Origin of the sequence: Pseudanabaena biceps PCC 7429 (genome assembly GCF_000332215.1) — a bacterium.
In the GTDB taxonomy this organism is placed as follows: domain Bacteria; phylum Cyanobacteriota; class Cyanobacteriia; order Pseudanabaenales; family Pseudanabaenaceae; genus Pseudanabaena; species Pseudanabaena biceps.
On the sequence record NZ_ALWB01000148.1, the window covers coordinates 1 to 12,757 of the forward strand.

A 12,757-nucleotide genomic window follows, 5' to 3' on the forward strand; every position below is an offset into this window, starting at 1 on the left:
CTTCGCGCCGCCACTCTCTATTGCGTTTGATGTCCTGACTTATAGCGCATTGCGCTCAAACCCAAACCAAATAAATTTTTGAAAGCGTTGCTTTGCAACGCTTTCAAAAATTTCCTTGTGGTTCGTTTGATCGGTAATTGCTGTAAGTAGCTAAGCCTAGAAGAGAGTAACGCTCGCTACGCGGGCGTTACTCTCTCTGGTTTTGGTTACTTATCATGTAAGTGTTTTTGAATCAATTCTTCGATCTGCTCTGACTGAAACTTCTTAGCCAATTGCAAGATCTTTTTGATAAAAGGTTGAAATCGAGCATCCTTTTGCTCGATTTCCTTAGCCACTTGCGTCACTTTCTTGATTAAGCCATCTCGCGCTAAATCCAGTAAAATTTGTAAATCCGCAGGATCGGGAGCAATTATTTCTTGCTCGGTATCGTTAGCCTGCGTTGTAGTTTCTTTATAATTCCAAGTGATCTGGAGATGGGTGGCTAAAGCATTGAATAAATCTTCAGCATGAACGGGCTTGGCAAGGAAATCATCACCACCCGCTTCGATACTCATCTGGCGATCGATATTGGATACGGAAGCCGATGAAACGATAACCTTTAAGTGACGCAAGTTGTGATCATTCCGCAAATGTTTCAATAGTTCAAAGCCATTCATGACGGGCATCGATAAATCGAGAATGACCAGATCAGGTAGATCCATACGTATTTTTTCTAATCCATCCAGTCCATTTTCGGCTTCGACGATAATAAAACCTAACGGCTCTAATAGAGATAGAATTACGCCCCGATTTTCCCAGCGATCGTCCACCACCAAAATCTTTTTCTTTTCCCCCAGATAACTGACGATATTTCCCGCACTAAGATTCTGCTGTTGACTCCAATCGGTTGCTAAGGGAAGTACAATCTCAAAGAAGAAGGTACTTCCGACACCCAGTTGGCTCTCGACCTGAATCTGTCCTCCCATCAACTGAACGATCTGCTGGCTGATGGCAAGCCCTAAGCCCGTACCTTCAGCTTGACGGGAGCGATCGCCCACCTGCTCAAAGGCTCGAAATAGCTTCTGCAAGTCATCGGGGGCAATGCCCACCCCAGTATCGGTGACGGCAAAGCGCAGATGCGTATTATTTTCATTGATTTCTAAAGGCTCGACCTTTAAAATAACGCTACCTGCGTCGGTAAATTTGATCGCGTTACCCAATAGATTAATCAAGACTTGGCGCAAGCGCTTCTCATCGGTAATGATTCCCTGCGGTAAGTTGCGATCGGCTTCATAGATGAAATCGAGGTGTTTTTGGTCAGCTCGGATTTGGGAGATTTCCACTACGCCTTGGATGAGAGCGGGTAGATAGATGGCTTTGGGTGAGAGTTCGAGTTTGCGAGCTTCGATTTTAGCAATGTCTAGCACATCGTTAATTAAGGTTAAAAGGTGGGAACCGCATTGATGAATAATATGGACTCCTTGGCTGACTTTTTCAGGGAGTGAGTCCATCCTTCCCAAAATCTGAGCGTAACCTAGAATTCCATTCAAAGGCGTGCGGAGTTCGTGGCTCATATTGGCAAGGAATTCACTTTTGGCTTGATTCGCATTATCTGCGGCTTGTTTAGCGGCTTGCAGTTCTATTTCCGTAACTTTGCGATCGCTAATATCAGTATGGGAACCTACTAATCTTAGGGGCTGACCCATCCCATCCCACGCCACTACCTTCGCCCGAGACAAAATCCAGCGATAGTCGCCCTCTTTGTGTCTCATCCGAAATTCTAAGTGATAGGTAGAAGTTACGCCCTTTAGGTGCGCATGGATACCTTCATAAGCTGATACTAAGTCTTCGGGATGTGTCAAATTTTCCCAAGTGCTAAGCTTATTGACCAATTCATCATCAGCGTAGCCCAGCATGAGTTTCCACTGGGGTGAAAAATAGACTTGATTGGTATCAAGATACCAATCCCAAATCCCATCGTTGACGCTTTGCATTGTTAACTGGAATCGCTCTTCACTGATTCTAAGAGCCTCAGTGCGTTCTTCTACCCGATCTTCGAGGTCGGCATTGACTTTTTCTAGGGCGCGGAAAGAATCTTGCAACTGATTAGCCATGAGATTAAAAGAGTTTCCCAACTCTCCTAATTCGTCCGAGCGATTAATTGTCACCACCTGTTCCCATTGTCCTTCCGAGAGAAGTTTGGAAGCTCGGCTTAATAGCAGAATGGGCTGCGTAATCCAGCGAGATAGGAAATAGGAAGCGGACAAGCCAATAGTGAGAACCACAATAGTTAAGGCGAGAGCTAGTTGTAGCTGGGCATTGAGCGCATCCTGTACTGATTCTAAGGATAAATAAACCATCGCTGCGCCTCGGACATGACCTTCGGTATCGGGCAGGGGGGCGACAACTTTGAGAAACTTACCATCGATCTGACTGAAAATCTGATTGCTAGCGATCGCATTCTGAAGGCTGGATAAATCCGCCACCCCTAGGTCTAGAGCCGCATCGGGATCTGTCGATTTTTCGATGCGATCGGCCGCCAGTACTTTTAGCTTAGAATCTACCACCCAAATTGCTCGGACATTTTCTCCCTTAAGGAGATGATTGACTAGGGGTTTGATCCCGACTTTTTGGCGAATACTCTCGAGAAGTTGTGCGTTATAGCCCACTTGCACGATCCGAGGCTTGTCAATGCCTGCCACTGCAACATACTTGAAAATTTGATTGTCCACCTCACGTCGTCGAGCTTCTTGCACCACAGTCTTTTTGCTGCCTTGGAGGATTTGCCAAAAGATGTGAGCTTGCGGCTGTTTTTGAGAATCGGGGCTAAAGGTAAAATCAACCCCAGTATTGGTGAGGTAGGCTTTACCCTTTTCGTCAGTAATCCAAAACTCATCTAAGACGCTATCCTTGACGATCGCCTTCAGCCGATTGTTTATTTGCTCTGGACTTAGCCCACCTGCCTCTGCAATCCCGACGAGATGGGCAGTAATGGTGGCAGAAACAATCATTTGATCCTCAAGGACTTTCTCGACATCTTGGGGAATTTTCTCGACTACCCCAGCACTGAGCGCCAACACCTGAGCAATACGAACCCCTTCCGCTTGGGTGCGCTCCAAGAGCGATCGCCTTGCTGTCCAAGTCAGCAGAGCAATGGTTGGGAGTAGGGCGATTAACAATAAACTCGATACAGTAATGAGAATTTGCTTTTGTAGAGAAGCTTTGGAGTTTAATAGGTGTCTGAAGTTTAAATTGGAAGGTTGATTCGGCTGCATAAATAATTAGTCCATGAGTTGAGATTTAGCCGAGGAATCCGATTTTATTAAGAAAATGAATTGCTTGATTTGGTAAGTAGCTAAGCATCAGTAAACCTAAAAATAGATGGGTGTACCGCCTGCATAGCGGGAGGTAAGCTCTCTGCTTTTGTTCTTTAATTATGCTGAACTGCTTAATAAAGTAATTCACAAAAATTATTTACAAAAACATAGTTTTGAAAGGGTAATTTATGAACTATTTTTAGGGTCATGGGTTAGGTATTGCTGTATCATCTGCTCAATTCTTTCTGATTGAAATTCTTTAGCTAGCTTTAGGATTACTTGCGTAAAAGGTTGGTAGCGAGCGTCCTTTTGAGCAATTTCCTTGGCTACTTGCGTCATTTTTCTCAGTAACCCATCTTCTACTAACTCTAGCAAGATTTGTAAATCCGCAGAATCAGGAGCAATTATTTCTCGCTCGGTATCGTTAGCCTGCGTTGTAGTTTCTTTATAATTCCAAGTGATCTGGAGATGGGTGGCTAAAGCATTGAATAAATCTTCAGCATGAACGGGCTTGGCAAGGAAATCATCGCCCCCTGCTTCGAGACTCATCTGACGATCAGATGGGGATACGGAAGCCGATGAAACAATAACCTTTAAGTGACGCAAGTTGTGATCATTTCGCAAATGTTTCAATAGTTCAAAGCCATTCATGACGGGCATCGATAAATCGAGAATGACCAGATCGGGTAAATCCATACGTATTTTCTCTAATCCATCCAGTCCGTTTTCGGCTTCGGCGGTAATAAAACCTAACGGCTCTAATAGAGATAGAATTACGCCCCGATTTTCCCAGCGATCGTCCACCACCAAAATCTTTTTCTTTTCCCCCAGATAACTGACGATATTTCCCGCACTAAGATTCTGCTGTTGATTCCAGTCGGTTGCTAAGGGAAGTACAATCTCAAAGAAGAAGGTACTTCCGACACCCAGTTGACTCTCGACCTGAATCTGTCCTCCCATCAACTGAACGATCTGCTGGCTGATGGCAAGCCCTAAGCCCGTACCTTCGGCTTGACGGGAGCGATCGCCCACCTGCTCAAAGGCTCGAAATAGCTTCTGCAAGTCATCGGGGGCAATGCCCACCCCAGTATCGGTGACGGCAAAGCGCAGATGCGTATTATTTTCATTGATTTCTAAAGGCTCGACCTTTAAAATAACGCTACCTACGTCGGTAAATTTGATCGCGTTTCCCACAAGATTAATCAAGACTTGGCGCAGGTACTTTTCGTCGGTAATAATGCCAATTGGTAAGTTGCGATCAGACTTGTAGACGAAGTCGAGGTGTTTTTGGTCAGCTCGAATTTGGGAGATTTCCACTACGCCTTGGATGAGGGCAGGTAGATAGATGGCTTTGGGTGAGAGTTCGAGTTTGCGAGCTTCGATTTTAGCAATGTCCAGCACATCGTTAATTAAGGTTAAAAGGTGGGAACCGCATTGGTGAATAATATGGACTCCTTGGCTGACTTTTTCGGGAAGTGAGTCCATTCTTCCCAAAATCTGAGCGTAACCTAGAATTCCATTCAAAGGCGTGCGGAGTTCGTGGCTCATATTGGCGAGGAATTCACTTTTGGCTTGATTAGCATTATCCGCTTTCTTCTTGGCTTCGACTAGTTCGGCAGTACGTTCTTCTACCCTTTGTTCCAGTTGAATGTTGGTTTGAGCTAAAGTCTGAAAAGAGGCTTGGAGTTGGTTGCTCATCTCATTGAAGGTTTGCCCCAGTTTATCCAGTTCGCGGATCGCTTCTGGTTGGATCTGTTGTTCGAGATTCCCTTTCGTGATTTCTTCGGAGGCTTGATTTAGTCTTGTAATGGGTTGGGAAATCCAACGGGATGTATAGAAGCCAGAGATTGCCGCTAGAGCCAAGGCTCCCAAACATAGCATAATCGTTGTATTGGTATTGGCATCGATTTGCTCCATAAAATCAGATTCGGGAATGGCAATCACAATCAGCCAGTCTAGGTTCAAGTTCTTAAATGGTACTACTTGGATATACTCCTTCTTGCCTTGCAGATTAAAATCAAATTGCTCGATCTGGTTTAGGCTGGGAAAGCGATCGCCTAAAAACTGGGCTGTAGCTTTAATGATCGGATTAGGGCTATCCACTGCTGCTAAACGAGTAGTAGCATCTCCTGTACCTTTGAACATCGGTTCCTGAGCAGAAGTTGCCACTAATTTACCAGAGCGCTCCACAATAAATACTTTGCCTGTTTTTCCAATATTCAAACCTTGCAGAAACTTTGATAGTTCTTGAGACAAATAGAGGTTGGTAGCACAAACTCCAATTAAGGATTTATCCGTTGGGCTATAGACAGGCACACTAGCTGTAATCATTGGGGATAAGAGCGTGAAATGAAGATAAATCTCGCTCCAGACATTTTGTCCCGCCGCCTTTGCTGCTTTGTACCAAGGTCGAACGCGAGGATCATAGGTTTTTTTGCCAAAATTAACCTGTTCGGTACGATTACCCTCGAAATCTAAAGTGATATATTGAAAGATAAATTTGGTTGACGAATTGCTAAAGGCTAGAGACAGCTTGGAACGATCTTTTTCTGAAAGCCTATCCACACCAAGAAAGTTCCCATTTTCATCACCACATAGGACTTCGCCAATGTCTGGATAAATCTGCATTTGTTCCCACATTTGTGATTCACCTTTGGCTCCACTAACATCAATTATCCCCCTAGTAAAGTCAGATGCATTGAGGCGGTTGATAGCATGGGGAATTTCTGTATAGGTTTTTAGTTTTTCCTCAATGCGCTGCGATAATTCCACGCGCAATTGGCTGGCAACTTCATTGACGGCTTTTTGTCCATTGCGTAAAGATAGCCACCCTGTTATCCCGACCGCCGCAAATACTTGCAAGGCAAAGGGCGCGACTAATATTAACCTTAAGGGAATCGATCGACGGTTCTGCGTTTTATCTGATTTACTTGGATCTATTTGCTTAGCTCGCTTAGTTCCCATGACATAATTACTTATTAATTAGTACTTATTAATTAGTTAGCTTCTCATAGTAAAGAAGAAATATTGAAATTAAAATCGTTATTTTAAGCTACAAGATGTTAATTAAAAAATAAACCTATAGGTAGCTAAATGTAATTAAATATAAGCCCCTAAAACCTTTAGTGCAAGTGCAGTAGGCATTAAAGGTTTTGATTGATAGTTAATTATGCCCAGCTAATTAGTCGGTATTATCATAGAGCAATAGAATTATTTGATTTCAGAAAGCATGAATTAATACATAGGATTTTCTGAGATTTTCTCGTAGTGACTTGGGTAATAATTCCAGTAATACCAATTCACTGAAGTGAGCCAACACTTCAATAAATTAAAAAGCAAACCCCGTAAGGTTTGGAAATTCCCAAAATGGCGTTGCCATTTTGGGAATTGGAATAACTTCAATTTAGTTAGAGCTGAGATGTCTTTGAATCAATTCTTCGATCTGCTCTGATTGGAATGTTCTGGCGAGCTGGAGGATTTTTTTGATAAAAGGTTGATAGCGGGCATCCTTTTGCTCGATTTCCTTAGCCACTTGTGTCATCTTTTTGATTAAGCCATCTCGCGCTAAATCCAGTAAAATTTGTAAATCCGCAGGATCGGGAGCAATTATTTCTCGCTCGGTATCGTTAACCTGCGTTGTAGTTTCTTCATAATTCCAAGTGATCTGGAGATGGGTGGCTAAAGCATTGAATAAATCCTTAGCATGAACGGGCTTGGCGAGGAAATCATCACCACCCGCTTCAACACTCATCTGGCGATCGATATTGGATACGGAAGCCGATGAAACAATAACCTTTAAGTGATGCAAGTTCTGATCATTCCGCAAATGTTTTAATAGCTCAAAGCCATCCATAACGGGCATCGATAAATCGAGAATAATCAGATCGGGTAAATCCATACGTATTTTCTCTAATCCATCCAGTCCATTTTCGGCTTCGGCGATAATAAAACCTAACGGCTCTAATAGAGATAGAATTACGCCCCGATTTTCCCAGCGATCGTCCACCACCAAAATCTTTTTCTTTTCCCCCAGATAACTGACGATATTTCCCGCGCTAAGATTCTGCTGTTGATTCCAGTCGGTTGCTAAGGGAAGTACAATCTCAAAGAAGAAGGTACTTCCGACACCTAGTTGACTCTCGACCTGAATCTGTCCTCCCATCAACTGAACGATCTGCTGGCTGATGGCAAGCCCTAAGCCCGTACCTTCGGCTTGACGGGAGCGATCGCCCACCTGTTCAAAGGCTCGAAATAGCTTCTGCAAGTCATCGGGGGCAATGCCCACCCCAGTATCGGTGACGGCAAAGCGCAGATGCGTATTATTTTCATTGATTTTTAAAGGGGTGACTTTTAGGGTGATACTACCTTCGTTGGTAAATTTGATCGCGTTACCCAATAGATTAATCAAGACTTGACGCAAGCGCTTCTCATCGGTAATGATTCCCAGTGGTAAATTGCGATCGGCTTCATAGATGAAGTCGAGGCGTTTTTGGTCAGCTCGGATTTGGGAGATCTCCACTATGCCTTGGATGAGGGCAGGTAAATAGATGGCTTTAGGAGCGAGTTCGAGTTTGCGGGCTTCGATTTTAGCAATGTCCAGCACATCGTTAATCAAGGTCAACAGATGGGAACCGCATTGGTGAATAATATTGACTCCTTGGCTAGCTTTTTCAGGGAGTGAGTTCATCCTTCCCAAAATCTGGGCATAGCCTAGAATTCCATTCAAAGGCGTGCGGAGTTCATGACTCATATTGGCAAGGAATTCACTTTTGGCTTGATTGGCATTATCCGCTTTCTTCTTAGCTTCGACCAGTTCGGCGGTACGTTCTTCTACCCGTTGTTCCAGTTGAATGTTGGCTTGAGCTAAAGTATGAAAAGAGGATTGGAGTTGGTTGCTCATCTCATTGAAGGTTTGCCCCAGTTTATCCAGTTCGCGGATCGCTTCTGGTTGGATCTGTTGTTCGAGATTCCCTTTCGTGATTTCTTCGGAGGCTTGATTTAGTCTCGTAATGGGTTGGGAAATCCAACGGGATGTATAGAAACCAGAGATAAGGGCTAGGGCTAAGGCTCCCAAACATAGAAAAATTGTAGTGCGGGTATTGGCATTAATCTGCTCCATGAACTCAGATTCTGGGACAACAATCACAATCAGCCAATCTAATCCATACTTGTCCTTGAAAGGAGTAACTTGTAGAAACTGACGTTCACCTTGCTGATAAAACTCATCTTTAGTGGGGGTGTTGATTAATGAGAATTTCTGATATTTATTTTGCAAGAATTGAGTGGATTCTTTAATGATAGGTTGGGAACTGTCCGAAGCGACTAAGCGTTGGGCAGGCTGTTTAGGGTCAGTAATTATAAAAGGATTTTCATTGGTAGAACTAGCAACCATATTGGCATTACGTTCAACAATGAAGATCTTTCCTGACTTTCCTAGACTAACAGTACTGACAAATTTACTAATGTCTGTGAGAGAAATATCTACCGCAATAACTGCCAATACATTGCCTTGACTATCAAATACTGGACGACTAGCCGTAATTACTGGTTTATGAGTTGTGGAACTGGGATAGATGTCTGACCATACAGCTATTTTAGCTTGAACTGCTTTTTTGTACCAAGGTCGAGTGCGGGCATCATAAGTATTAGGTCGAACATCGGTTAAATTAGCCCGTTCCCCTCGTTCGTTTATGGTAAATTCCGATCTTTTATATCCCGTACTCTCGTTGGCTGTAAAAATTTTTATTTCTTTTTCGCTCTGATTTTTTGCCCCCACAAAAGCACCTCTTGCAGGAGTTCCTATAGAAAGACTAGTTATTGCCTTAAATAGTCGTACATCCTGAACTAAAAACAGATCGTTTTGCGGATCGTTTTCCTCTAGATCAAGATTAAATCTTCCTTGATGGATAGCGTCAGCAACGATTTGGTTTGCCACCCAAGGCTTTTCTACAAGAGAGGCTATATGCTGTTCCACTCTGGCATCAACTTCTTCTCGCAGTCGGTTAGCTAAATCATTGACTGCTTTTTGCCCATTGCGGATCGAAATATAGCTTGTCAAGCTCACAGCGGCGAAGATTTGAATGATAAAGGGGGCAATTAGTATTAGCCGTAAAGGAATCGATCGACGGTGCTTCGTTCTAGCTGGCTTACGCGTATCGATTGGGCTAGCTTCCTTAGTTACCATGACATAGTTCCTTATTAATCTTATTAATTTAGTCAGTTTTTCATAAATAGCTGGGCATGACTAAAATCATGATTAAAATATAGATTAAAAAACCGTGACTTACGCGCAGCCTACGACACAGATTTTTGGGCTTTATATTTGATTGCACCTAGCTACTTATTAGAGAAGAAATATTGAAATTAGAATTGCTATTTTAATCTATACAATATTAATTAAAAAATAAATCTTTAGGTAGTTCAGCATAATTAAAAAACCAAACTAGAGATTGTATCGCCCACGTAGCGGTCGGTATACTTTTCTCGGTTTTAAGTTTACTTATGCTTAGCTACTTAGTTGTTATTACCATAGAGCCACAGAATTATTGGATTTCAGAAAGTGTGAATTAATGCATAGAATTTCCTGAGATTTTCTTGTAGTAGCTTGGTTGATAATTCCAGAAATTTAAATTAATCTATTTGGAAATAAGATATCTTGAGTCATTTTTCTTAGCAAACTATCTCGAACTAACTCCAGTAAAATTTGTAAATCCACAGGATCGGGAGGAATTATTTCTGGATCGGCATCGTTAACCTATAAAGTTTTGACATGTTGGAATAATAGTGATCGGAGCTATAACTACCCTTGTAATGGTGCTAAGTTTGATGTTTGCGGCAATTCGCCCATCGCTCCTTTGTCAGCCCTAAACAACCATGACATTACCTCAAGAACCCAAACCAACAGCGGTCAAACATCAACTGCACTCTCGATGGAGAATTCGTTCTCGTCTGTTTTTATCCTGTATATTTGCCTTAATTGTGTTGGTTCTACTTCCATCTTGGTTTAATTTATCTACTCGAATTCTCTGCGTTTGGGATACTGGGATGCTCTGTTTTTTGGTTTCAACTTGGTTCCTAATGTTGAAGGTAACGCCAAAAACAATGCGCCGTAACGCTCAAAGTCAAGATGAAGGACGCTTTGTAATTTTGAGCTTAATTACCGCTGCTGCCTGTGCTAGTTTTTTAGCGATCGCTTTTACATTGCGCGATACAAAAGGAGGAGCCTTAAATTTGGTAATTCCCCATTTATTGCTTGCAGGAGCGACAATTATCGGGTCATGGTTGCTCGTTCACACCATTTTTACAATGCACTACGCTCACGAATACTATCAAGACCATAAGACCCAGAGTAATGCCTATGCGGGAGGATTAGCTTTTCCCGAAGATATTGAGCCAGACTATTGGGACTTTTTATACTTTTCTTTTGTGATTGGGATGACTAGTCAAGTTTCCGATGTGGCTATTACCTCGCAATCTCTGAGACGCTTGGCTTTAGCACATGGAGTTCTCTCCTTTTTCTTTAATACGGCTATTGTGGCGATGAGTATTAATATGATTGCGGGTTTAATTCAGTAAATATAGCTATATCTATTAATTCATCGTTTTGAACCGATAATTTTTGAACTATTTTGACCATGAACTACCAAGCCTCCCGTCGCCAATTTTTAGCTAGTGCTTCTGGGGCGATCGCTCTAGCGACCAGTCTCATTACGGCGAAAGAATCTTCCGCCCAGTCATCGGAAAATACCGATCGCAAAATCATCAAACCCGCAGCATTAAAAAAAGGCGATAAGGTGGGACTGGTAGCCCCTGCCAGTTATAGTTTTGAGCCAGAGGACATCAAAATTGCCAAAGAAATTGTCGAGCAGTATGGTTTTCAAGTGGAACTAGGTTCACATATTACTTCTCAGTATGGATATTTAGCAGGAAAAGATGCGGAACGAGCATCGGATATTAATGAGATGTTTCGTCGCCCCGATATTCGTGGTGTTTTTACCTTTTCGGGTGACTATGGCAGTACGAGATTGCTGGATTTATTAGATTACGAAATGATTCGCCAAAATCCTAAAGTATTTATCGGACATAGCGATGTCACGGCTTTGGTATTAGCAATCTATCAAAAAACAGGGCTAGTTACCTTTCATGGATCGTCAGGATTAAGTGCCGTTGGTGATTATGCGATCGCCCATTTTCGTCGCGCAGTGATGGCTAGTCAAAGCATTGGAGAAATTGCCAAGTCTCCCTACAAAGGCACAGATGATGAAGCTCGCAAACATCGCCTAGTCACTATTGTTTCAGGACAAGCCACAGGTGAACTTGTTGGCGGTAATCTCAGTCTGGTGGTGAGTCTTTTAGGAACTCCCTATGAAATCGACACAAGGGGCAAGATTCTTTTCTTAGAAGATATTAGCGAAGAACCCTATCGGATCGATCGCATGTTAACGCAACTATTCCTCGCTGGGAAATTACAAGCAGCAGCAGGTTTTGCCTTGGGACATTTCTCGGACTGTCAAGCCAAGGATGGTGGCTTAAGAAGCTTTAGTCTAGAAGAAGTCCTACGCGATCGCTTTGAACCCTTGGGAAAACCAACTTTATACAATTTGATGTTCGGTCATATTCTGGAAAATGCGGTGTTACCTCTTGGTGTCACTGCCATGCTCAATGCTACAGGCAAAAAATTAGCGATCAACGAAAGTGCTGTGGTTTAAGTGCCTGAGCTATAGCAAGGTCAGTTCTAATACCAAAGCTCAAAATGGCTACGCCATTTTGAGCTTTGAAAACCCTTACTGGGTTTATTTTTTAATTCACGAAAGTGTTGCCACACTTTCGTGAATTGGAATAACCTAGTTATTCCCAAGACTTTAAGCATTCTTTCATGGCAAGATTCATAGTTTCCCGATCGGCGTAATAGCGGCGACCATGTCCAGGTAAAACCCATTCAAACGAATATGTTGCTAACTTTTGCATCGATCGCCCTAGTTCCTCCCACGAGTACCAGCAAGCATTCTCAAAGGCAATTAATCGATTGAGGCGATTAGACCAAGCAAGATGATCGCCCGAAAACAAATATTTCTGCCCATATAGTAAAACCGTATGCCCCTTGGTATGTCCAGCCACAGGAATAATGAGCAAATCTTCTGCGATCGCTATGGGATCTGTACCAGTCAGTTGCATTTCAATATTTTTTGTACTGCTACCAATGTCATCTTGATGCAAAATGCGATCGCATCCAAAATGGTCGTGAAATTTCTCATGGTCAGCAACATCATCACGATGGGTCAGGTACAAATAACGTATTCCTCCCATTGCTTCTAGTTGTTTTACCAAGGGCGCGTTAAAACGGGGTGAATCTACCAAAATATTGCCTTCAGGATGCAAGATTAGGCGTTGCACAAATGAAAGATGAATCAAGCAAAGGTAGTAAATGATTTGTACTTAAGATAGTGAATTAACAAACGAAT

5 protein-coding genes and 1 pseudogene are annotated in these 12,757 nt (G+C 42.7%); 2 read left to right on the top strand and 4 right to left on the bottom strand.

The window, feature by feature from the left end; genetic code table 11:
* Positions 1 to 206: 206 nt before the first annotated feature.
* The 3 genes from PSE7429_RS25220 to PSE7429_RS15520 form a co-directional block, all read right to left on the bottom strand.
* The gene (locus PSE7429_RS25220) at positions 207 to 3,254 is read right to left on the bottom strand and encodes an ATP-binding protein (protein ID WP_009628203.1); all 3,048 of its coding nucleotides are present in this window, start codon (positions 3,252 to 3,254) and stop codon (positions 207 to 209) included.
* A gap of 228 nt (positions 3,255 to 3,482) precedes the next feature.
* Positions 3,483 to 6,260 carry a hybrid sensor histidine kinase/response regulator gene (locus PSE7429_RS15515; protein WP_009628204.1) on the bottom strand — a complete coding sequence of 926 codons (2,778 nt, stop codon included), beginning with the start codon at positions 6,258 to 6,260 and terminating at the stop codon, positions 3,483 to 3,485.
* Between the two features lie 439 nt (positions 6,261 to 6,699).
* Positions 6,700 to 9,480, bottom strand: coding sequence for a hybrid sensor histidine kinase/response regulator (locus PSE7429_RS15520; protein WP_009628205.1), 2,781 nt, complete (start codon positions 9,478 to 9,480; stop codon positions 6,700 to 6,702).
* 689 nt (positions 9,481 to 10,169) lie between these two features.
* On the opposite strand from PSE7429_RS15520, the gene PSE7429_RS15525 reads away from it, so the two are divergent.
* Together PSE7429_RS15525 and PSE7429_RS15530 are read left to right on the top strand one after the other, a co-directional pair.
* Positions 10,170 to 10,871, top strand: a complete 702-nt coding sequence (locus PSE7429_RS15525) for a DUF1345 domain-containing protein (protein WP_009628206.1) — start codon at positions 10,170 to 10,172, stop codon at positions 10,869 to 10,871.
* A gap of 59 nt (positions 10,872 to 10,930) precedes the next feature.
* Positions 10,931 to 12,004: a S66 peptidase family protein gene (locus PSE7429_RS15530; RefSeq protein WP_009628207.1), complete on the top strand. Its 1,074-nt coding sequence runs from the start codon at positions 10,931 to 10,933 to the stop codon at positions 12,002 to 12,004.
* A gap of 139 nt (positions 12,005 to 12,143) precedes the next feature.
* Here PSE7429_RS15530 and PSE7429_RS15535 read toward each other — a convergent pair.
* Positions 12,144 to 12,680 (bottom strand): annotated as a pseudogene (locus PSE7429_RS15535) (MBL fold metallo-hydrolase); the annotation flags it as partial.
* Between the last annotated feature and the right edge of the window lie 77 nt (positions 12,681 to 12,757).

Excerpts from the sequence above, each read along its gene's own strand:
- PSE7429_RS15520 (WP_009628205.1), bottom strand. The coding sequence starts at position 9,480 with ATGGTAACTAAGGAAGCTAGCCCAATCGATACGCGTAAGCCAGCTAGA.
- PSE7429_RS15530 (WP_009628207.1), top strand. The coding sequence starts at position 10,931 with ATGAACTACCAAGCCTCCCGTCGCCAATTTTTAGCTAGTGCTTCTGGG.
- PSE7429_RS25220 (WP_009628203.1), bottom strand. The coding sequence starts at position 3,254 with ATGCAGCCGAATCAACCTTCCAATTTAAACTTCAGACACCTATTAAAC.
- PSE7429_RS15515 (WP_009628204.1), bottom strand. The coding sequence starts at position 6,260 with ATGGGAACTAAGCGAGCTAAGCAAATAGATCCAAGTAAATCAGATAAA.
- PSE7429_RS15525 (WP_009628206.1), top strand. The coding sequence starts at position 10,170 with ATGACATTACCTCAAGAACCCAAACCAACAGCGGTCAAACATCAACTG.